A 23,193-nucleotide genomic window follows, 5' to 3' on the forward strand; every position below is an offset into this window, starting at 1 on the left:
TGTGACCGATGCCGAGCAGAACCAGGTTCCTGCGACTCATCACTCCGTCACTTGCTCATACTTGGATGGAATTTTGTATCGATCGCTGTAGGTGTGCACACGATTCGTCGGCTCACCGTCGAGGGTGGCCAACGGCAATCCCGCATCCACCCATTTCAGAATGCTGCCTTTGTAGTTTTTGACCTTCACACCTTTCCCCAGCAACTGCTTGGCGTAGGCACCACTGCGGCCGCCCACCGTGCAGTAGGGAATCACCAACCGGCCGCGGTACTTGGCCGCATCCTTTTCATACATCGCTTTGGTGATCGCACCAGGAATCACGGACACCTGAGTCTCCTTGTCCGAACGCACATCCACCACCACAAATCCCGGATCGGAAACTTCCGAACCGTTCTGCTTCGCTTGGTCTTCTTGCTTCTTCTGGTTGGCCAGCAATTGCGCCACCGTCTGTGTGTCGATGGTTTCAACCTTGGGGCCCCCAAAGAGCCCGCCGAATTGAGCGGAGACAGTCTGGCATTGGATCGACATCAACACCAAAACAGCCATGAAACTAAAGAGCGATCGAAAGCGTGCAATCATCATGTGAAATGTTGTTTAAAGAGACGTTGTGAGAAAGAAACTTGTGTGAACCAAAACAGAATGGATCATCAACTGCTAGGCGTCTCGACCCAAAACCATCCTCGCAATTCATTTTCGCGAAATCCGGTTGCTTGGTCGTTGGGATAAAGCTTTGTGAGCTGATCGCTGATCACCGGAGCGATCTGTTCAGTCGGTCCATGACACATCAAACATTGCGATTTCAGCCGGATGGGCAACAGTGCCGCGGCGTGGCCGTTCGTCAGCGAAACAAACTGAGGCGTGCTGACCTTGGATTCGGTCATGGCTTTCGCCCATGACGGCGGCAGATTCTTGGCATTTCGCAGACGAACTCCGGTTCGACCGATCTTCACTCCGTGTTGTTCACCAACTTCGGTCGCGATTTGCTTGGCTTCCTTTTGACACACCGTGATGGCACCCGCCGGACCTTGCGACCCCATGGCTTCCATCAATCGCCCAGACAAAGTCTGAAACAACGCGTCTTTGGCTTCGATCATCACTTGCTTCTGTTCCTCCGAAGGCGTTTCGCCTTCCACGATCGAAACATTGGAAGCGTCTTGTTCGGAGACATCCCCTGTCACCGGAGGCGTACTCTTTTGACACCCCACGTTCAGCAGCAGAAACGTTCCTGCGATCGTCAGGATCCAGGCTGATGCGGTCCATTGAATTCTCATCTCAATTCCCCAGTGGTAGATAGGCGTGGCCGTCGGCTTGCAAATTGACAACGGCGGTCAGGGCCGAAACGGCCGTCTCGACGAAAACCACCACATCCTTGGGATCGCCCCCCACGGAAGTCAGTGACTGGCCGCAGACGTACATCTCCACGTCCGCTTCATGCAGTTGCTTCAGCAGATCCAGATTTGGATTGTCTGCGGTCCCGAAGCGTTTCGCATAGGCCTCGGAATTCAACACTGCGAGCGTCGCACCTCCGTGAAAGACAATCGCAATCTTCGCGTTTGCGGGCTCGGCACCGCCGCCTGCATAGATGTTCAAGTACTTGGCAACGTTTTCAATTGCGTTGTTCAGTTTCGCAGGGTCACCACCACGAGTGACATCGACCAACAACTTCGTACCGTTTCGAGGCTGCATCGCGGCGTTCGGCAACGGCACCACCGATCCGTGCCCAGCAATGACAGGATAGATTGGTGTGCGTTTCTTGGCGGGAGTATCCGTTGGCACCGCGTGGTTCTTCATCGCTTCTGCAAAGCCATGTTCGACGAATCCCGACACCGTTTTCGCGTGAGCCTGGATCAATTTCGCAACGTAGGGGTTGTCCGACGTTTCGGTCACTTTCACGCCCTTATCAGTGTCTTCGTGGACCATTTTGATCTTGTCGGTGTGTCGGAAGATCTCAGCGAACAAAGGGTCTCGCATACGAATCGGATTCGTGTTTTCGATGCGGTGTTCCATCCACTCCACGTGCTCTTTGATTTTGTCCGCGATCTCCGGCACATTGGACTCAGTCAGTGTTTCGACACCGTTGGGGAGTTCTTTGACTGTCCGAGTGATCTGTTCGTGGTTTTGCAACAGAAACTGAAAGACTTCGCGATCCGCATCGTGTCGCTCATCGTGCCCGTGTTGACCAGCGGCCTGTCCGTTGTTCCCGGATGCCGGACCGCTACCACCAGCGTGCCGACCGCGTCCCATCCCGCGACCACGTCCCCTCCCTTGCCCCGGACCTTGACCACGCCCCATTCCGGGGCCTTTTCCATTGCCAGGGCCATTGCCGCTGCCTGCGTTACTTTGCGACCACACCGGCCCGGCCAACATGGCCCCCAGGCAACCAACGACGAAGAGATGGATGAAGCGTATCATAGGAGCACCGGGGCGCAAGGATTGGTATTCGTCGAAAAATTCAAAGACACAAAACGTTTGCGTCCTTCAAGTCATCTCAGTTTGGATGAGTTTCGTTGGCTGGCGTGGGAATTGGATCAATCACCGATTCGCCGGAACGGGACGGAAGCCTTGGCAGCGAGATTTCCGGGAATCGACCTTCTAAGGTGGACAGGAATGCAATCAATTCAGAAACCTCTTCATCTGTCAGTTCTTCATCCAGTTGGGTGCTCGCCATCACTCGGCAAGCTTCCGCCAGCGAGGGCACCTTTCCGTTGTGCATGTAAGGAGCCGTCAACGTAATGTTTCGCAGCACTGGTACTTTAAAGAGATGAGCGTCGCTTTCATCGCCCGTCACCTGTTGTCGCCCCAGGTCGCTCACAAGATCATAGCGATCCACGATTGGCGAATCGGCATCGCGAGGGAAATCGACGAACTCGGCAACATCGTCGGGTCCCGTCCAGTTGTTCAGCGCCGGTCCCGAATGGCATTCCGTGCAACCAATGGACTCAAACAATTCCATGCCGCGGATCGCTTTATCGCTGATCGCGGACTGATCTCCTGCCAGAAAACGATCGAAATCGGAATCCGGCGTGATCAACGTGCGTTCAAACGCGGCAATGGCATCCACCGCATTTTCAATCGTGAGTGCCCCGACCCGGCCAAAAATTCTTTCAAACTCGTCAGCATAGTCAGGAATGCCTTTGATCCGAGTGATCACTTGATCGTGCCCCGTCATCCCCATTTCAACATCCGCGACCATCGGCCCCATGGCTTGTTCAGCCAGCGTTGCAGCGCGACCGTCCCAGAACTGAGACGATTGAAACACAGAGTTCCATACGGTCGGTGCGTTTCTCGGTCCGGTCAATCCATCAACGCCCATGGAAGTGGGACGCCCATCGTCGCCACCCTCCATCAAATTGTGGCAACTGTTGCACGACACGGTTCCCGTCGCGGATAGCCGCGGATCGAAGAACAACTTCTTTCCCAACTCAATTTTCTCCGGTGTGTCACCCGCTCGGGCAGTTGTCGTGGGCAGGGGCGCAAAGTCCTGGGCATCCACCCGCGAGTTGCAAAGCAACAACGAGACGAAGACGCAGTGGCATAGTTTGAATCTTTGAGAGACGTTCATTGTTTGAGACCGCACGTCACGCGAGCGGATCGTTGAGAGGAAAAAACGGGTTGGGATTTAGACGCGGCCACGCAACATGCCGTGCCAGTAGAGTGCCGGCAGCCCAAACTTTTTGAGCATGAACATGCTGAATCTTTCTTTGGCCTGGTCAAACGGAAATGTTTCGGCAGGTTGCCCGCTGTAATCAAACTCAGCCAGCACCAAGGAGTCGTACCCGGTCACGACGGGGCACGAGGTGTAGCCGTCATAGCTCGCCGGTGCTGGCTGGTCTTTCATCGCTGCCACCAGATTGGCAACCAAGACCGGTGCCTGTTTGCGAATCGCTGCACCGGTCTTTGACGTTGGAAGACTGGACACATCGCCCAACGCATAAACATTCGCGAAACGAGTGTGTTGAAGCGTGTGTTTGTCGACATCAACCCAACCGCCTTCGCCGGCCAGTTCGCTGCTGGAGACAAAATCCGGTGCGCTCATCGGGGGCGTCACATGGATCATGTCGTACTTGATGACGATTTCCTCGTCAGTATCCATGTGCCGATAGATGGCCTCCTTGGAAGCGGAACGGACCTCGACCAAGTTGTGACGAAACCGTGGTTCGACGCCTTTCCGTTGGGCAACCTTTTCAAGCACCTCGCGGTAGCGATCGACCGCAAACAGACGCGGTCCCGCCAAGGTGAAGATGACTTCGATCTGATCGCGAACACCGCTTCGGCGAAAATGATCTTCGGCCAAGTAACAGATTTTTTGAGGTGCGCCGCCACATTTGACTGCACCGGCGGGCTGCGTGAACAGGGCCACACCTTGTTTCAGTTCACGCACGAATTTCCAAGTGCTAGCAACCGTGTCGATGGAATAATTGCTGCAAACCCCATCTTTGCCAACCGACTCTTTCAACCCTTTGACTTGGTCCCAGTTGATTTGGATGCCCGGTGCAACAATCAGGTAGTCGTAGGTGATCGTCCCGCTCTCACGCGTCGTCAAGCTGTTTGCGTTTGGGTCGAACGATTCGACGCGGTCCTTGATCCACTGAACCCCGTACGGGATCAGATCCGCCTCATCTCGGCCTGATTCTTCCGGTTCAAAAACTCCGCCACCCACGAACGTCCAAAGCGGCTGATAATAATGCTTATCGGATGGTTCAATGATGGCGATGTCGAGCGATGCATCAGTGTTCCGCAAACGAGCGGCGACGGTGATGCCAGCAGTCCCACCGCCGACGATAAGAACTTGATGATGTGCCATGACAATGATCTATGTTTTGAGTATTGAAAGAGAGCTCCGTCCGAGGTGTTTACTTGGCTTTGCTTTTTTCATCCAAGACACCGCCGAAGCACTTGGCAAATTGCAAACCGAACGACAATGCCCGTTGGGTGTTGGGGTCGCGGATCGAGTTCAACAATCCAAACAACCCGACTCGCTTGGGAACGGGATGCTCGCAACTTCCGCGTCGGCAACTTGACAGGGCAGAACCAGCCATGCCGACGGTTTCGACCGAATGTTCGTCCAGGACATCGGACTTGAGCAAGAAACCGATTCGATCAAGCTCCTCTTCGTTGATCCGACTCCCCAGGTACAGCGCGGCGTGCAATCCCTGCCGAACGCTCTGCTCCAAATCAATGCCTTCCGACTTCAAATCGCTGGCGTATTCATCAAACACGTCCATCGCAGTCGCAATCAAATTCGGCACTTCATCCAGAAGAGCACTCCCCTCTTCCAACTTCGGTAGACGGGCAACCAGTCGCTCGATCGCCTGCATGTTGCTCGGTTCAGTCACCTGAACGACCAACTTCAGTAGCTGAGTCGCTCGGTGTTCCATGTCGATACCTTCTTGCGACGCCTTGCGACTGATCGCGTCGAAGAAATCCACCGCGATGGCCAGCAAGTTTGGAAGATCGCCCGCGACCTGCAGAACTTGATCCAAGGATTCCGCGTGGTCGAGCAAACGGTGCAAAACGTCAGCGGTCGCAGGATCGTTCAGCCGATCGACTAGAGAGCGGTGTTGTAGGGTTGTGTTCATTGAATGAAGTGGGGTGTTTCGGGGCGCACTGTCGGAAACGGGGATGGCTCACTTACCCGATCACCATTTCCTCCGATTTCACGCTGGGGAGATCAGCCGATTTCCAAGCCATGTAGCCGCCCGTCAGGTTGACCACGTTTTTGATTCCGGCAGCCTGCAAGACACTGGCGCCGATGGCCGACCGAGCACCACTGCGGCACTGCACCACAATCTTCTGGTCCCCAGAAAGGTCACCGAGGTTGCCCGGCAACCGACCAAGGAAACGATGCTCTGCTTGCTCGATATGACCTTCGTTCCACTCGTCGTTGGAACGAACGTCAATCAGTTTCACCTCGCCAGCCTCAATGGCCGCCGACAAATCCGTGGGAGTCCCCGTGGCATAAACTTCACTTGCCATTCCAGCAGCACGGACCTCATTCGAGTCAAAGCCGCCGCCGATGACTTCGACACCAATTTTGTGCAGAACCCGAGCGGCTTCTTCGAGTTGGTCCGGTTTGCAAATCAAATGAGTTGGCTTGTCGTAGTCCACCAACCACCCAGCCCATGTCGCCAACATGCCGAGTGGGATGTTGATCGAACCGGGAACGTGTCCCTGAGCAAAATCGGCCGAGGGCGTCAGGTCGACAACGGTTCCATCCTCGATCGCCGACGTTAGCTTGGCCACATCCAGCATCGCATGATGATGCCCGGCGCCCAAAACCCTGGGGCCTTCTTTGTTGACTCGCTTCATGACGGCGAAGTACTTCGGGGCCTCCGGTTGATCCGCCAAGATATATCGGACGAACTCTCCTTCGTTGGTGAACTGCAATGCCGGATTGAAACGTTTCTCATAACCAACCGTCGATGACGGGATCGCCCCCAACCCCTTGCCGCAGGCACTTCCCGCACCGTGAGCAGGCCAGACTTGCAAGTAGTCCGGCATGGATTTGAAACGCTCTGCCGAACGGAACAAATCACGAGCCCCTGGTTCGGCCGTGCCCGCGATTCCGGCGGCTTCTTCCAGCAAATCGGGGCGACCGATGGAACCGACAAAAATGAAGTCACCGGTGAAGATGCCCATGGGTTCGTCTGCCCCACCGCCTTGATCCGTCAGCACAAACGAAATGCTCTCAGGTGTGTGTCCGGGTGTGTGCAAAACGTCAAACTTGATCTTTCCAAGCATGAAGTGATCACCGTCATGAAGGAGTTGGTGATCATATGGTTCAAGATACAGGTACTTCCAATCGGCTGGTCCCTCATCGGAGACATACAGTTTGGCACCCACGCGATCGGCCAGTTCCCGTGCCCCGGAAACATAATCCGCATGAATGTGCGTCTCCGCGACGGCGGTGATTTTCATCCCTTCGCGATCCGCCATTTCGAGATACTGATCAATGTCGCGTCCCGGATCGACGACGAGGGCTTCCTGGGCTCTCTGACACCCAACCAAGTAGGAAGCGTGGGCCAGCTTTTGATCGTAAAAGTATTTCAGCAACATGATTCGATTCCTCTGTGAAGGTGAACAAGCTTTACAAAACCAGTGATTTAAAAATGACAAACGTGGCGACCAGGACGACGGCCACAGCAAATGTTTTTTGCAACGTGGGCCCCTTCAGACGCTTGGCGACAATCCCGCCCAACCACATGCCTGCAAAACCTCCCACCAGGAATTGCAGCGTTGTTTCCATCGACAATTCGTTCCCGTTGACCAGATGCGACGCCACACCACTGACACTGACCAACACGATCACAAACAAGGACGTCGCAACCGCTTGGTGAATCGCCATCCCACTGAACAACACCAGGGCGGGAACGATGACGAATCCACCACCAACGCCGAACATGCCGGACAACACCCCCGTCATCAGCCCGACCAAAATCAGCAAGCGCGCACACTTGGATGTCAATCGCAACTTTCCGTCTTCGTCTCTTTGACATGCACTTCGATCGCGGCTTGGCAGCGTCTCCGTGTTGCAAACACCACTCGGCAGACTGGGGTTCTTGCTTTTGGCCCACATCCGCTGAGCAACGACCAACATCAACATCGCAAACATCACCAGCAGCACTTGCTCGGGGATTAGCGTCGAGAGATAGGATCCCAATGGTGCGCCGATCATGCCCGCCACCGCGAACAACACCCCGGTTCTCAATTCCACTTCCCCTCGCACCAATCGCGGCACCGCACCAAACAGAGCGGTCCCACCCACCGACGCCAGAGAAATCCCGACTGCCTCTCGCGGCGCCACTGCCAAGCCGTAAACCAGCAAAGGAACTGCAAAGACTCCACCGCCCCCACCGGTCAATCCCAGTGCGAAGCCAACGATGCAGCCGAACAGAATTGCTAGACCGAACATGACCCCGTTTCTCCACAACGATTCCAGGGCATCTTGGAAAGCATCATGCCCATGCCGCAGGTGTCAGTGATCCCGGCAAACATCAGCCCAGCACCGATGAAGGCGGAGAGCCCCATGAAGCACGGATGCACGAAGTAACCAAGCACTGCCCCCAGCAGTGCCAAGAACCCAGCCAAAATGCGGACCTGGCGTTCTAAAGAAACAGCCTTTTTCCCTCGCGTCACCGGCAATCCCGCCTGCACCCAAGCCGTCGTCCCGCCTTCCACGTTCACGATGTTTTCGATACCAGCGTCCGAGAACTTCTGAACCGCTTTGCTGGATCGATTGCCGCTGCGGCAAATGACGTAGATCGTTTTTCCCGAGTCGCTTCGAAGTGACTCAGACACTGCCTTGGGGTCGAGTGAATCGAGCGGCACGTTGACCGCACCTTGGACATGGACCTCGCGGTATTCCGTCGGCATCCGGACATCGATCAGCTCGATGGCGCCGTTGGACTGTTTGTCGGCGAGTTGTTTCACATCAATCGTTTGCATCAGAAACTCCGTCTGCTCGTTGCGTTGAAAGGCAAGAAAGCCCTTTGGTTCGTTATGTCTCTACCCGACGATATATCACCGTAAAAAAACGGTTTGGACCTTGAATGGTTCAGGGATCGGTCGCACCAGAAGGCAGGAAACGCCCCTCAATGCAAGCCATCAATTCTTCCAGGTGCGGCTCAGCGACGCTGTAGTAAACCCGTCGCCCTTCGCGTTCGCTGGTTAAAAAACCACAGCGATGCAACAACCGAAGATGTTCCGATCCGACGTTGTCTTGAATACCGCAATCCGCCGCCAATTCACCCACGGTGTACCGCCCATGCAGCAACAGTTGAACGATTCGCAGACGGACCGGATGAGCCAGCGTCCTCAAGCACTCCGCCGCATCGGCGAAATCACCGACTTGGCCCGCTGGTTTATCCAACGCTTCCGATGATTTCGGTTTGATGGTTTTGATTGCCATGATTTCTCCTTCAGGTCTCCACTCATCATATCGTCACATCACGAGGTGTCAACACATGTTTTCTTCGGGTTTTTCAAATTTGCATTCGCCGCCATCCCGAACGCCGCCCAAACCCGATCCCCTTTCAACGACCGATGCTCGCGACTTACCCGTGGACAAAATCTGTCCACCTGCATGGTGAATGTCTTTCCGTTGCCTCTGATTGAGAACGCCCCCGTCCTTCGAATCGCTCGCAAATCACCGCGAAATCAGTCTTTTCGTGCCTTGGCACAGACCGTGCTATCCAGACCGGCAGCCCATTGCGTCCTCCAGCTTTTCACCGCCGAAACCAATGACAATCACCAACGCCTCGACGCCTCCTTCCTCGGCCGGAGACCCCGCTGCGGATCTCGCCGGTACCAAGACAGGCGTGGTTGCGTCGGTGATGAACGGGCTTCCTACGCTACTGGTTCTGGCGGTGATGGGTGGTGGTTGGATAGTGATGCACCAAATCAACTCGGGCGACAGCAGCACGGAAGAGATGGAGGAACCAGCCCCAGCCACCACTTCCAGCGACACTCTGACGTTGCCCGAGGGCAAGCTCAGGGTTGCGGAGATTGAGAGCGTCACCGCACAGGCACATAACATCCAGCATGTTCACACCGTGCCCGGGCGTCTGCGGTACGACCAAACCAAACATGTTGATGTGAAGGCGCCGATGGACGGCATCTTGGCAGAGTTGGTCGTGACACCAGGTGACCAGGTGAATGCAGGGGATCTGATCGCGGTTCTTCGCAGCCCTGAAATTGGCCAGGCACGGGCCGAAATCCTGAAGCGTCAAAAGGAACGCGACATCGCTGAACAAATCCTTCAGCGTGAACTGACACTGGCCAAGAACCTGCAACAGGTCTCCGACATGCTCGATCAAGGCCAATCCGTTGATGCGATCGAGAAAGCATTTTCCAACCGTGCTCTCGGGGCTTATCGCCAAGACATCTTGTCGGCCTATTCAAAAATGCTGCTGGCTGATGAACAGCTCGCCAAACTTCGCCCGCTGGTCGCCTCCGGTTCTGTTTCAGGCCGGACCGTCCGCGACCGTGAAGGCGAGCGTCAACTCGCCGAGACCGCGTTCCGAACCGCTCGCGATCAAGCGTCGTTCGAAATCGAACAATCGAAAATGAAAGCCGAGGCGAATCTTGCCGAAGCGGAACGGCAATTCAACCTCGCCTGGCAATCGCTGGAGACATTGCTGGGTTACAAGGAAGACAAAGACGCGGTCAACCTCAGCAACGAAGAAGCCCTTTCGCGACTGGAGGTACGAGCCCCGTTCGGCGGCAGCGTTGAGTCGCGAGGCTATGCCAACAACGAACGTGTGATGCGAGGCGATTCACTGGCGGTACTCGCCAACACCGAATCGCTTTCGGTCGAAGCCAGCATCCGCGAAAGCGATTGGTCGGTGGTGAATCTGCACCCCGGTGCGGAAGTATCCGTCATGGTTCCCGCGCTGGATCAATGCGTCTTTCCTGCCAAGGTTCTTTACTTTGGCCGCGAAGTGCAGGCCGACACCAATTCGGTTCCCCTGGTCGCTCGCATCGAAAACAACGATGGCTTGCTACGGCCGGGCATGTTCGTCCGAGTGACCGTCCCGATTGGGGAGCGGCGTCAGGCGTTGTCAATCAAACCGGAATCAATTCTCCGTCACGAAAACAAACCATTCGTCTTCGTCGATCTGGGCAACGGATCGTTTCAACGAGTGGACGTATCAACCGGCCAAACATCGGAAGATTGGGTGGAGGTCACCAAGGGCCTGTCCGCGGGCCAACCAGTGGTGACTCAGGGTGCATTCTTGCTGAAGTCGGAACTGCTGCTTCAAGGGGAAGGTGAATAGCAACCTCGATCGCTGCTGTTCCGCGATCCCCACGCTCATTCCACGGCGCGAAGAATCCAATCAGCGTCACTGCAACTCGGACGACTTCACCATGCTCACGAAGATCATTGAACTCTCGCTCCTCAACCGCGGGCTGGTCATCATCCTGACGTTGCTGATGGCGGCGGCAGGGGTGTATTCGGCACTGAATCTGCCGATCGATGCCGTCCCCGACATGACCAACGTGCAAGTTCAGGTGGTGACCGACGCGGGGTCCTTGTCTCCTGTCGAAGTGGAACGTTACGTCACGTACCCAGTGGAAAACACGATGGGAGGGCTGCCCGATGTCGAGGAACTTCGCAGCGTTTCCAAGTTCGGCATTTCCGTCGTCACGATCGTGTTCCAGGAAGGGACCGATATCTACCACGCTCGCCAATTGGTAACGGAACGACTTGGCGATGCTGCCGCAAACATCCCGCCTGGTTATGGCACGCCAACCGTCGGACCTCTGACGACCGCGCTCGGCGAAATTCTGCAATTCGAAGTGCGCAGCGACCGCCACTCCCCCATGGAACGAAGGACAATCTTGGAATGGGAAGTTTCGCCCAAGCTGCGTCAGGTTCCCGGCGTCACGGAGATCAACACACACGGGGGTTACTACAAAACATTCGAAGTCCAACCGGATCCCGATCGAATGACCAGCTATGGGATCCCGATGGAATTGCTCTTCCAACGTTTGCTCGCCAACAACAACACCTCCGGCGGCGGCTACGTCATCCATCACGGCGAACAGCGATTCATTCGCGGTGTGTCGTTGCTGGAAAACGAAGCGGACATCGAAAATGTGGTGATTCGCCGAGAACCGGACGGGAACCCGATTCTGGTCCGTGACATCGCCAAGGTCAGCATCGAACCGATGACCAGACAAGGTGCCGTGACCCGCGACGGACGTGGCGAAGTGGTGACGGGTTTGGTGATGATGTTGATTGGTGAAAACTCACGCGAAGTGGTGGAACTCGCCAAGGAACGCCTCCAAGAAATCGAAGTCACCTTGCCCGACGGAGTGCATCTCGAAGTCACGTACGACCGCGCCGCACTGATCGGCCGCACGCTCCAAACGGTGCTCACCAACCTGACCGAAGGCGGCATGTTGGTGATTGTCGTGCTGCTGTTGATGCTCGGCAATTTGAGAGCCGGAATCATCGTGGCACTCGCCATTCCGCTTTCGATGCTGTTTGCCACCAACGTGATGGCGTACACTGGCGTCACAGCCAGTTTGATGAGCCTGGGTGCGATCGACTTTGGATTGATTGTCGACAGCAGCGTGATCATGGTCGAGAACTGCATTCGCAAACTGTCCCGCGACAATGGCGATACCGACCATCGAGACGTGATACGCAAGGCGGCCGTCGAGGTTCGCAAACCAACGATGTTTGGCGAACTGATCATCGCAGTTGTGTTCCTGCCGATTCTGTTGCTCGAAGGCACAGAGGGAAAACTGTTTCGCCCAATGGCTTTGACGGTGCTGTTTGCACTGGGCGGTTCGATGATCCTTTCCTTGTCGTTCATGCCCGCCATGGCCTCAATCTTTTTGCCCAAGAAGATGAAGGAAGAAGACGTCCTCTTGGTGCGAATCGTCAAATTCTTTTACGAACCTTTGGTCACGCGAGCGATCAAGCATCCCTTTGTCACGGTTTGCATCGCATTGACCGTGTTCGCACTCAGCCTGCCAATGGGTCGACACTTGGGGGCAGAATTCATGCCTCGATTGGAAGAGGGAGACCTGCTGGTGGAGGCATTGAGGCTACCCAGTGCGACACTGGAAGGTTCGGTCGAGATGTCGACTCAAATTGAGAATATCCTCAAAGAGTATCCCGAAGTCGAAACGGTCTTCTCCAAAACCGGACGCCCCGAGATTGCGAACGATGTGATGGGAGTTCACCAAACCGATGTCTGGGTCTTGCTGAAACCGGTGCATGATTGGCCGGAACCCAAGACACGAGACGACCTGATTGAACAGATGTCGGACGAACTCAATGCCAACGTTCCGGGAGTCGCGTTTGGGTTCACGCAACCGATCGAAATGCGAGTCGACGAACTGGTTGCTGGCGTCAAAGCCGATGTGGCCGTCTTGCTATATGGCGACGACATGGAAGTCCTCGGTGAGAAAGGCAAGGAAATCGAAGCCGTGTTGCGTTCGATTCCCGGTGCGGTGGATGTCAAAGCCGACTACCAAGCCAACCTATCTACATTGACGATCAAAACCAAACCTCACGCCTTGGCTCAATACGGGATCGATGCCCAAACGGTGTTGGACGTCGTTTCATCGCTTGGCGGACACCAGGTCGGGCAAGTCTTTGAAGGACGCGCTCGGTACCCAATCATGGTTCGTGTTCCGAAGAAGTGGCGTGAGAACCTCTCCTTGCTCGAGCAAGTTCCGGTTGCCGATTCCAATGGAAAAACAGTGCCTCTCAAAGAACTCGCAGACATTCGCTTGGAAGAAACTCCGCCCACGATTGAACACGAAGGCAACCGCCGACGAACATTCATTTCGGCCAACGTTCGTGGACGCGATGTCGCCACCTTTGTCAATGAAGCACAAACTGCCGTTTCGCAGGAAGTTGAGTTTGCGCCGGGATACGAGGTGCAATGGGGCGGCGATTTTGAAAACCTACAGTCCGCCAGTAAACGGCTCGCGATCATCACCCCGATTGTATTGATGATCATCATGCTTTTGTTGCACACCAGTCTCGGTTCGATGCGTTTGGCATTGCTGATCTTCCTAGCGGTTCCCATGGCGGCTTCCGGTGGAATCATTGCCTTGTATCTTCGTGACATGCCGTTCAGCATTTCCGCCGGAGTCGGGTTCATCGCCCTGTTTGGCGTCGCGGTGCTCAATGGATTGGTGTGGGTGAGTGCAGCGGAACATTCCCGCCAATCGGGAATGCCATTGCAAGACGTCAGCCATGACACCGCTCTGGTTCGCCTGCGACCAGTCTTGATGACGGCCCTGGTAGCCAGCCTAGGATTCTTACCGATGGCCCTTTCAACCAGCGATGGTGCCGAGATGCAACGTCCTTTGGCGACCGTTGTGATTGGCGGTCTGATTACCTCGACGCTCTTGACCTCACTCGTGATCCCCACGATCTACCCCTGGTTCGCCCGTGGTCTCAACGATAGCAAGGTGGGCAGCGATCCCTGACTTCATTGATCGACGACCCTGTTTGTGAATGCCTTCTCAAAAAGATTCGTGGGCGAAAGCCCCTGCCTGCCACCTTCCACATCAAATCCCCGAGAAGGAACCATTCGGAAAGAACCAGCATGCTTTCGCGGAATGGTGCAAGCAGGCGGCTGATTGAGTCACCCGAAGCGTCACGAGCTAGTTGATTTAGTCAGCCGGAACGCGATCGCGTCTGGTTCGTTTCCGGTAACCGTGGGCGAGCGTTGGACTGTCAAAAGGTTGGTATCAACACCGCCTTGGACTGCGCAGGTTTTGTTCCTCGACTTCGCCCCAACGGGGCAGCCCTATGCCAGCCCAGGGCAACGCCTTTTGAAGTTGCGTTTTTCTCACAACCCGAAGCGTCAGTTTTGAAGTTGCGCTTTTCTCAAAACCCGAAGCGTCAGCGAGGGAAAAACGATGTTGACTTCGCCTCGCTAACGCGTCGGGTTATGAAAAACCATTGCCGCACGCAAAAGCACAACTTCAAAAAGCGTCAGCGAGGGAAAAACGATGTTGACCTCGCCTCGCTGACGCGTCGGGTTATGAAAAAGCCAATGCCTCACGCGAAAACGCAACCTCAAAACGCGTCAGCGAGGGACCAGGCAGTCGCCGGAATCGACCGAGTTCAGATCCGTGGGGTTGGAGGGTGTCCGAATTCTTGGCGAATCCGGCTACTTGAATTTTGCCCAAGATGCGACGGCAAGCCGACTACTCGTCGGATTCGTCGGCCAACAGTTTCAACGCTGAATCGTGATCGTCGCCATCGAGGTCACTGACACGAGTGAGCATGTCGATCAACTGATCGTTTGAGACCGCGAATGGATCGCTGGTGCTGCTATCGATCAATTTGGTGAGATCGGTCAGCACGGCGTCTCGGGTCTGGCGTCGGAGCGTCGATTGAGCGAACCCGCGCGGTTCAAGTGGTCCGAGCCCATTCTGATCATCAGGGATTAGCGAGTCGTCTGAACCCGCATCGTCGTTCTGGGCGGATCCATCATTCGCGATGGGTTCACCCTCGCCCTCGCCAGATTCTTCTTCTCCGTTGTTAACGGTTCCAGTTGGCTGGTTGATTTGGTTCAAGTGGTTGATCACCAACAAGGCATCGAGCGCGGTGACAAAGCCATCCGCGTTGACGTCGTACCCAAATCCTTGGTCACCAAAACCGACAGGACCAGGACCGTAGACGTTCAGATAATTGATGATGGTCAAAGCGTCGAGTGCCGTGACCTCTTCGTCACTGTTCACGTCGTGAGGTTCATCGTCGTTGTGATATGGGGTGTCGTTCTCGGTGACTTGAACAAGAAACGTTTCGGTGACCGGGTTCACGCCTGACGAGTGAGAAGTGGCGGTGATGTCGAGTTCGATTTCCTGTTGGTCGGCCAGCAACACTTCCACGCCTTCGGCCAACTTCAGAGTGGAACCGTCAAACACGAAACGAGAATCGTTGACGGACAGGGTGTGGTTGTTCGCGCCAGGGTTTCCAGCGATGCGAAACTCACCGACGAAGGCGCCGGGCGAACGCTCTTCCACCGTTGCGGGCGTTAGCGAGAAATTGGCGGGAGCCTCCGGCATGTCAATCACCTGCAACGTGATTGCTTTTTCAAAGGAGTCATCCAGGTGCGACACGGTGACGTTGACCACGATGGTTTCCGACTCTTCGTAGTCGACTGCGACTCCCGGTTTCAAACGCAGGCTGCCGTTGAAAATCAAGAAGCGGTCGTCATCCACTTCGAAGTCGTAGAACTGGTCATCGTCTTCGTCCACGACTGTGATTTCGGTGACCACGTCGCCTTCAAAATTTTCACGCACCGTTGCGTTGTCGGGCAACACATCCTCGATCGGATCGTCTTCGTCCGAGATCTGCAGGGTCGCAGTGTGAACCAGTGGTTCTTCGAAGTCTGGGTCATGGACCGTGATGATCAGCGGAATCGCCCATTCTTCTTCCCAGTTCAGGTTGTCTGGACCGATGAAGATCAGATTGCCATTTGCATCGACAATGAATCGTTCGTCATCAATTTCAATGACGTGGTTGCCTTGTCCATCACCATCGATGACTTCGATTTGGCCGATCTGTGCATTCAGCGGGATGTTCTCAGGCACTGCGTCAATGTGCGGAATGACATCGATCGGTGGATCCGGCACGTTCAGGACCGTGATGTCCAGCACATGTTCGGTGAAGTCTCGACCGTCGTGCAACAACACGGTGAACTGGTCAATGCCACTGAAATTTTCAGCAGGGACGTACGTCAGGGATCCGGAAAGTGTCACCGTCGACACGCCCGCGCTGGTGCCTTGCATCGGCAGCAAGAGGAAGTCGTCGCCCTCTGCATCCGTCGAATCGCCATAAACGGCGGGAGCGGCATTGGTCAGGATGGAGTCTTCGTCCATCACCCAGTTCGGCGGCGTGCTGTAGTCTGGGGCCGTGTTGGCACCGATCAACCGCAAGCCAAATTCGATTGGTGCGGGGTCTTCGTTGTTGGTGATTTGAACGCGATGAGGAGCCGGCGTACGCAGGCTCATTTCAGCGATTCCTGCGGCACCGACCAGAGCCACACGCCGCAGTTCGGGATCCAATGAGATGCCTTGAACACTGGTGGTGGAGGGCAGATTCAATGTGGACAAATCGATTGCCAAGTCGACAACGGAATTGCCGTTTTCAGCATCGATCAAACGCAGGCCTGCCTCCGCCGGATCAACGGAGTCTGGCGTCAATGTCACGAGTAATCCGCGAGCGGCGTCGATTGCAACAGGAGCGTCGGTTGGCAGACTGTACAGAGTCGCCAGGTCAGTGGTTTCGAGATCGTGGACCGTCAAACCGTCTGATTGCCGAACGACCAACAGGCCAGCTTCATCACTGAAGCCCACCACTTCGACACCGCCATCAACGATGATTGGGTCGTTGTTGAGTAGCGAATGGTCGGCGTTGCTCCAGACGTGAATCTCAAGACCGTCGCTGGTGCCGCCTTGTCCATCGTCGATTTGCGTCGCGCGAGCCAGAATGGATCGCGTGGGGCCGTCGGTCGAACGCGGGCTCGAGTCGCCAATGAGTTCCGTTCCTTCTGGCACCAGGGCGCCTGTCGCACTGGCGCTCAGACTGGCCGTGTCCACGGTCCACAACTGAGCAAAACCATTGTCGGCGGCCTGCAGCAACACCCCGCGGCCAACGTCATCGACCGCGTGACCAACGAATTGCGGTGCCAAGTCGCTGTCGGTGAACGGGGTGGCGTCCGAGAGGGCTCCGTCGACCAAGAACGCTTTGTGCCCCACGGCGTTGTCACCTAGGACCACCAATTCGCCAGCGGGTGAACGCCAGATGGCTTGGATGCCAACTCCCAGATCCAGCGAAGTCGCAATGGTGCCGTTGTCGGCCAACGTGTGCAGCGAAGTGCCAGTCGCGAAAACTGCGGGCAAGACGGCTTCGTCAACGGTACCGGCTTCGACGACGAAGGCGGGGGTGACTGCCGTGATCTCGGATTCCAAAAGAAACGGATTCGCGGTGATCGTCGTCGGTGTCGTCTGGATTTGGGACTGGGTGCCGTTGAAGACGCGAACAACGTGTGTTCCGTCATCCAGCCTGTCGAACGAGAACTGACCGGCCTCGTTGGTCAAACCGTAGCGTTCGCCTTGGTCCAGCGAACCGTTGTCATTTTGATCGATGAAGACCAATCGGTTTTCTAGCGTCGATTCTTCGGCTTCTTTCCGCAGCGAATCGTTGGCGTCCTGAAAGACCGAGCCAACAATGGCCGCCAAAACGCGGCGATCGTCCAGCGTTTGCATTGCCAATCGACGGCGGGTCACGCGCGGCAGATCTCTCTTGGAGCGGCGTCGAAGGCTCGTCAGGGAAACACGCGGCATCGTGACGGATTCTCACAAGGCGGGACGGAATGGATGGACCGACGGTTCAGCATGGACGTTGCGGGTGGGAAGAAAGTTCCCTGAGCGGGCCCGTATCGTATCGGATTTGGTCAAATTTCAATGCGAATGTTTGACGGCTTTTCCGAAATCCGTTCCCCGACCAGCAGCCACGTCGCTTATTATAGACGATCGATGTTGGGCTCCGAGCCGCCTTTTGCCCGGATTTTTGACGGATTTCGCCGCGATTGGGATGACGCACGAAGTCGGTGAATCCTCGGTTTGGAGCCTGATCGTATTATGCCTCGCCCCCTTTCGCTCGATTCTTCCAATGCTGACGAAGTCTGCTGATCTGTCGCCGCGTTTTCCTTCCGCCATGTCAGGACGAACGCTCTCTTTGACGACGCTTTGTTTGACCGCGTGCGCGACCTTGTTTGCCTCGTCCGCGTTCGCTCAAGGCCAACAGGCTGCGATGCAAGCGGCTGAACGTGCCGCGATGGAAGCCGAAGGGCGAGGAGTCGGCGGACCTCCGGGGGCTCCAGAAATGGAACCCGGCTACGGCGGCATGGACACCTACGAGATGGAAATGGAAATGGAAATGGAAATGGAAATGGGCATGGAAATGGGCATGGATATGGAGATGGAATATGGGGGCATGGACGATCCCTACGGCGGCGGTTCAGGCTACGGCGGCCCCTCCAACCGCGGCCGCGGTGCAAATCTGAAACCATCACCGGTCGTGATGTTGGAATTGTTCCAGCCCGATTGGTCGCCTCTGACGGAGCGTATGCAACAACTCTTGACCTCGGCCTCGACTCCGCAACGCCCCGTCGCTTTGGGGCCAGTGCTTCGCAACGAGGCCCACGTTGCCTACCGATACGGCAACCTACCATTGGCTCTGCAACTGTTTCATGGCTTCATCGCTCGAGGCAGCGATGCGGCCCAGCAGCAAATGGATCAAATCAAATTCAGCAAGCATTTTCGGAAACCGCTGTGGCATCTGCGGATCGGAACCAGCGTCGGGATTCACGGTGATTCTTCGACCTCGGATCCGTCCCCCATCTCCGGATCGACCGGCGGCAATGGTCGCGGCGGGATGGGCATGGATGGAATGGGCATGGATGCCGGGATGATGGACATGGCCATGGGCGGCGGGATGGAATCGGGGATGATGGAACCTGGCATGATGGGCCCCGGTGGACCCGGAATGGGTCCTCCTGGGATGGCCGGTCCCGGGGGCGGCGAAATGCCCATGGGTGACATGGGGATGTACGAAGAGGACATGGGAATGTCCGGCATGGGCGGCCCCGGAATGGGAATGGGCATGGGAATGCCGGGCAGAGGCGGGCGAAACCGAGCCGCCGCGATGTCCGCTCCGAAAGCCGAGATGACCGACAAAGAGGTCGACGCTCGTCTTCAGCGGTTCTTGGGGTTGGTTGCCGATACAGTGAAAGCGGGGCTGTCCAAGCGAATTACCGATGGCAAATTTGGCCATGCGCTGACTGACGTGGAACCGGAGTCACAGACGCAAGGGCACACGGTCAATGGGGACTCCGTCGACTCTGCTGACAAATCCATGTGGATCCCCAGCGTCTTGTTCGTCGGCGAAGGCAACTCGCGGGAGACCATCAAAACGGCTCACCACTTGGGGCTGGATCTACTGTTTCACTTCGATGTCGGTTTGAAAGAGAATCGCGTGGGTGCGGTCAGCAACATCAGCCGCGTGAAAGTCTTGGACGCTCGGACAGGCAAGACCTTGGTCAGTTCCGCGGCGATGGACAACACAGAAGTTGAACGGATGACGCGTGTTGGTCGCGGGTCGCCATCCGCCTATGTCGACGAACAATTGAAATCACTGTGGGCCGTGGTCGATGAACGTTTGACTTTGTCAGATCTGCCGACACTCAGCCCCGAGGTCGCTCGCAAACGCGTGGCACAAGTGCTGGGTGACAGCACCATGACTCCGCTTCGAAAGCTCGCCGAAATTCGATACTACGCCTACCGCGGTTGGCTGACCGACGAAGAGCTTGAGCAAGCCTTTGAGATCACCGGTGGCGTCGAAGCCATGAAATTGCTGCATGGCAGTGACACCCAAGCGATCGAGGCTGTTCACAAAATGGTCGTGGAAACAACCGCAGAGGAATCCTGAACGGGCACCCACCCGAGCCGAATTCGCCAGAATTGGGATTTGGACGCACGTAGGATGGGCACTCCTGCCCGTCGGCGTTGTGGATGTCGGCCAAGAGTGGCCAACCTACAACAAAATCGCCGTTGCCGAATTCGCCAGAACTCGGACACCCACCAACTTCACAACCCGACGCGTCAGTTTTGAAGTTGCGCTTGTGCAGTCGGTTTGGTTGGCCAGCGGCCAACATCAACCCACACGTTCTGGATTGAAAAAGGCGGTTGGCCATTCAAAGAAAATGTGCAGCGTTCAAAACGCCTCAGCGAAGGACACATCTGAATTCTGGCAACTCCAGCGACAGCGACCACGGATTCGTTGCGTCCCTACCGCTTGCAACGACTTTGTCGACCACGCAAACCGGGGACCCTGCCAGCGGCCGGTCCAAAGCGGCGGCTTGAAAACGCCGAATGAGTCAACATACCGAGGCTCCCGTTTCGCTTTTCGCGTTTGGGATCCAATGCAATGCGACTCATTCACTTTCGGCCCTGCACAAGGACTTGCCCGACCATGGCGAACACGTTCCCAACAAAACGCACGTTGCTCTTCGCCGCAATCCTCGCAGCGATGGCATCTGGTGGCATCGGCTCTCAAACAGCCTCCGCGGACTGGGGATCGTTGGTGCACCAAATGCACGTCGGTTATCACCGCAATGTCGCGTGGCCGGACCCCTTCAATGAAGTCGACGCGGTCCAGACCGTGATGCCATTCGAAGCGATGAAACGCAATGGCTGGCGGATGCACAACACGATCGGGCACGAGCTTTTCCGCGGCGGTGACGGAGCCTTGTTGGCGGCCGGTCAAAATCGCGTTCGTTGGATTGCGACCCAAGCTCCTGAAGGGCGTCGCGAGATTTATGTGCTTCGTGGAGTCACGCAAGAAGAAACGCAATCCCGAATCAAGGCTGTGCAAGAAGCCGTCGATGGGTACGTCTTGGCCGGCCAACCTCAACCGCAGGTTCTCGTGACAACGATCGAACCAGCCACTTCACCAGGTGTCGTTGCTACCAAGATCAACCGGGAACGCCTCGAGCAAATGGCGGCCCCGAAGCTGCCAACGACCAGTGCCGCCGGCACAACCGGTGTCACGCAGTGATCTGAACGAACGCCAGTTCCAATCTGAAAACGAAAAAGGCGACCAAGAGAATGGCTCTCGGTCGCCTTTTTTTCGTTGGGGCGTCAAACGTCAGGGCTCAATTCCGTGCAGTCTGGTCATCCAATCACAACCCGAAGCGTCAGCGAGGGAAAAACGATGTTGAGTTCGCCTCGCTGACGCGTCGGGTTATGACAAAAACAATGCCTCACACAAAAATCGCAACTTCAAAACGCGTCAGCGAGGGACCACGCAGTCGTCGGAATCACCAGGCTTCCGACGCGTGCGATAGCTGGTCCTCCAATCACAACCCGAACGCGTGAGCGAGGGACCACGCAGTCGTCGGATTCGCCAGGCTTCCGACGCGTGCGATAGCCGGTCCTCCAATCACAACCCGAACGCGTCAGCGAGGGTCCACGCAGTCGTCGGAATCACAGGAACTCAGGTCTGCGAGCTGATGGTAGTCCGAATTTCTGGCGAATCCGGCTACGTGAGGGAGACCAACGCGTTGTTCTGAGAGTCCCTCGCTGACGCGTTCGGGTTGTGATGTTTGACCCGGGCATCCGGATTCTTGGCGAATCCGGCTACGTTCACTCTTTGGTGATCGCAGCCCGGTGTTCTTCCGCCAGTTCGTCTTCGCCCAGCGCTTCGAAGCAAACCGCGAGAGACTCGTGTGCCGCATCGGCCAAGGACTCTTCCGCGAGAGCACGTTCGAGGTCCGGGATGGCTTCCAAGTGCTTGCCAAGCTTCGTCAGGATTTGCCCGCGAGTCTCGTAGAAAAACGGATTCGGTTCCGAGACACTTTCGATCGCTTTCTCGCTGATCTGGAGAGCCTGTTCGAGATCTCCATCCTCTTTCTTTGCCATCGCCACGGCCAAGTTATTCAAGATCGCAGAACTGTGGGGCAAGTGCTCGGCGGCCAGTTTCAAGTGCAGCGTTGCTTTGTCCGCGTCGTCTTTGAGCAGGGCCGCCGTGCCACGAATGAAATTCGCGATTCCAGGTGAAGATCCTTTGACCAAGGCCGCGCGCACTTTGGCCAGTTCTTTGTCGTCGGACTCCAAAGTCTTGAGCACTTGGTCGGCGATCAGGCTCAACACGCGAGGGTTGTTGGGGGCGTACTGCAAAGCGACCTGCAGCATCTTCAGTACTCTCAGTCGCTCTTCCGCGGTTTCATTGGGTTCCGATTCGATCTCATTGATCCAGACCACAATGGTTTCGCCCATCGCCTGTTGCAATCCAGCTTGGTGCTCCTTGGTCTTCATGCGACCAATCGACTCGTTGAGCAAACGAACCGCGTCCGCATATTTTTCGAGGAACAGCAATGCCTGCACGTTGGCCATCGCCAGTTGCGGGTTGGCAGGTTCTTCCGCGAAAAGTTGTTGCACCTTTTCGAGTGTTGTTTCCGCGTAACGAGTCGCAGCGTCATCCTCGCCCGCTTGACGAGAGATCACGGCAGCTTGCAGGCCACGCATCGGTTGCACCGACGCTAGTTGGACCAGGTAAGGAATCGCTTGGTTCTGCCGATTGGTGCGGACCAAGTAATCTGCGTAGGCTTGTTTGATCCCCAAGTCATCCGGTGTTTCTTCACTGAGGAAGCGAAGCAACTGCCCGAACTCCCGCTGCTCAGCGTCCTCAAGATCCGCCCATTTTTTCTGGTCATAAAGTTCCTGCAACAACCACCGAGCCGCACGAGCGTCACGCTGCTGCGCCACCAACCCACGCATCAACGCGTATGCCTCCTCCGTCTCATCCTGCTGCTGCCGAGCAATAGCCAACCGATACAACGTCTCAGCCGATCCATCGCCCTCTTCTATCTGACGCCGAATCAGCAGATCGGCGGTCTTGTAGTCATCACGTTCAAACGCATCAGCCAACTGGTCCCGGATCAACTGATTCCGCCAGGAGACATTTTCACCGGTCGAGACAAACAGCAAGATCGCCAAGGCAATCGTCAGCGCCAAAGCGGGAATCGCGGTTGAAGCTCGCTTCCAAGGTATGGTCCGGAACCAAGCAACGAACCACTGCCCAAACCACTTGAACCACTGCAAAGGATTGAGGTAGCGAATCATGGCAACACCTCCAAATTGGCTTCC

Annotated in this window: 16 protein-coding genes; 4 read left to right on the forward strand and 12 right to left on the reverse strand. The window is 56.1% G+C overall.

Annotation, left to right across the window (positions count from 1 at the left end; translation table 11 throughout):
• Positions 1 to 39: 39 nt before the first annotated feature.
• From ACF8AM_RS22315 to ACF8AM_RS22360, 10 genes are all read right to left on the reverse strand, one after another.
• On the reverse strand, positions 40 to 582 hold the full coding sequence (locus tag ACF8AM_RS22315) for a rhodanese-like domain-containing protein (protein ID WP_392557776.1): 543 nt from the start codon (positions 580 to 582) through the stop codon (positions 40 to 42).
• A 65-nt stretch (positions 583 to 647) separates the two neighbouring features.
• Complete coding sequence (locus ACF8AM_RS22320) at positions 648 to 1,271, reverse strand: DUF3365 domain-containing protein (protein ID WP_392557777.1); 624 nt, start codon at positions 1,269 to 1,271, stop codon at positions 648 to 650.
• 1 nt (position 1,272) lies between these two features.
• Positions 1,273 to 2,412, reverse strand: a complete 1,140-nt coding sequence (locus tag ACF8AM_RS22325) for a DsrE family protein (RefSeq protein ID WP_392557778.1) — start codon at positions 2,410 to 2,412, stop codon at positions 1,273 to 1,275.
• Positions 2,413 to 2,488: 76 nt separating this feature from the next.
• Entirely contained in the window at positions 2,489 to 3,562 is a 1,074-nt protein-coding gene (locus ACF8AM_RS22330; RefSeq protein ID WP_392557779.1) for a cytochrome-c peroxidase, read from the reverse strand.
• Positions 3,563 to 3,619: 57 nt separating this feature from the next.
• Entirely contained in the window at positions 3,620 to 4,804 is a 1,185-nt protein-coding gene (locus tag ACF8AM_RS22335; protein ID WP_392557780.1) for an FAD-dependent oxidoreductase, read from the reverse strand.
• A gap of 49 nt (positions 4,805 to 4,853) precedes the next feature.
• Positions 4,854 to 5,579, reverse strand: coding sequence for a DUF1641 domain-containing protein (locus tag ACF8AM_RS22340; protein WP_392557781.1), 726 nt, complete (start codon positions 5,577 to 5,579; stop codon positions 4,854 to 4,856).
• Positions 5,580 to 5,631: 52 nt separating this feature from the next.
• Complete coding sequence (locus ACF8AM_RS22345; RefSeq protein ID WP_392557782.1) at positions 5,632 to 7,056, reverse strand: rhodanese-like domain-containing protein; 1,425 nt, start codon at positions 7,054 to 7,056, stop codon at positions 5,632 to 5,634.
• A gap of 31 nt (positions 7,057 to 7,087) precedes the next feature.
• The gene (locus ACF8AM_RS22350) at positions 7,088 to 7,912 is read right to left on the reverse strand and encodes a sulfite exporter TauE/SafE family protein (protein WP_392557783.1); all 825 of its coding nucleotides are present in this window, start codon (positions 7,910 to 7,912) and stop codon (positions 7,088 to 7,090) included.
• Entirely contained in the window at positions 7,900 to 8,445 is a 546-nt protein-coding gene (locus ACF8AM_RS22355) for a rhodanese-like domain-containing protein (RefSeq protein ID WP_392557784.1), read from the reverse strand. Before ACF8AM_RS22355 ends, ACF8AM_RS22350 begins: the two co-directional genes overlap by 13 nt.
• Positions 8,446 to 8,554: 109 nt before the next feature.
• Positions 8,555 to 8,908 carry an ArsR/SmtB family transcription factor gene (locus tag ACF8AM_RS22360; RefSeq protein ID WP_392557785.1) on the reverse strand — a complete coding sequence of 118 codons (354 nt, stop codon included), beginning with the start codon at positions 8,906 to 8,908 and terminating at the stop codon, positions 8,555 to 8,557.
• Between the two features lie 331 nt (positions 8,909 to 9,239).
• Between ACF8AM_RS22360 and ACF8AM_RS22365 the strand changes: the two genes are divergently transcribed.
• Together ACF8AM_RS22365 and ACF8AM_RS22370 are read left to right on the forward strand one after the other, a co-directional pair.
• Positions 9,240 to 10,775, forward strand: coding sequence for an efflux RND transporter periplasmic adaptor subunit (locus tag ACF8AM_RS22365; protein WP_392557786.1), 1,536 nt, complete (start codon positions 9,240 to 9,242; stop codon positions 10,773 to 10,775).
• Positions 10,768 to 13,956: an efflux RND transporter permease subunit gene (locus tag ACF8AM_RS22370; protein ID WP_392557787.1), complete on the forward strand. Its 3,189-nt coding sequence runs from the start codon at positions 10,768 to 10,770 to the stop codon at positions 13,954 to 13,956. Before ACF8AM_RS22365 ends, ACF8AM_RS22370 begins: the two co-directional genes overlap by 8 nt.
• Positions 13,957 to 14,682: 726 nt before the next feature.
• On the opposite strand, the gene ACF8AM_RS22375 is transcribed toward ACF8AM_RS22370, so the two are convergent.
• Positions 14,683 to 17,829 (reverse strand): dockerin type I domain-containing protein, encoded by a 3,147-nt coding sequence (locus tag ACF8AM_RS22375; RefSeq protein ID WP_392557788.1) that lies wholly within the window; start codon positions 17,827 to 17,829, stop codon positions 14,683 to 14,685.
• A 328-nt stretch (positions 17,830 to 18,157) separates the two neighbouring features.
• Here ACF8AM_RS22375 and ACF8AM_RS22380 point away from each other — a divergent pair, with 328 nt between their 5' ends.
• Both ACF8AM_RS22380 and ACF8AM_RS22385 read left to right on the forward strand, forming a co-directional pair.
• Positions 18,158 to 19,975 carry a hypothetical protein gene (locus ACF8AM_RS22380; RefSeq protein ID WP_392557789.1) on the forward strand — a complete coding sequence of 606 codons (1,818 nt, stop codon included), beginning with the start codon at positions 18,158 to 18,160 and terminating at the stop codon, positions 19,973 to 19,975.
• A 543-nt stretch (positions 19,976 to 20,518) separates the two neighbouring features.
• Positions 20,519 to 21,103, forward strand: coding sequence for a hypothetical protein (locus ACF8AM_RS22385; protein WP_392557790.1), 585 nt, complete (start codon positions 20,519 to 20,521; stop codon positions 21,101 to 21,103).
• 587 nt (positions 21,104 to 21,690) lie between these two features.
• On the opposite strand, the gene ACF8AM_RS22390 is transcribed toward ACF8AM_RS22385, so the two are convergent.
• On the reverse strand, positions 21,691 to 23,193 hold a 1,503-nt coding region (locus ACF8AM_RS22390; protein ID WP_392557791.1), incomplete at its 5' end, for a hypothetical protein.

The sequence above is a fragment of the Rhodopirellula sp. JB055 genome (assembly GCF_043100905.1).
Taxonomy (GTDB): domain Bacteria; phylum Planctomycetota; class Planctomycetia; order Pirellulales; family Pirellulaceae; genus Rhodopirellula.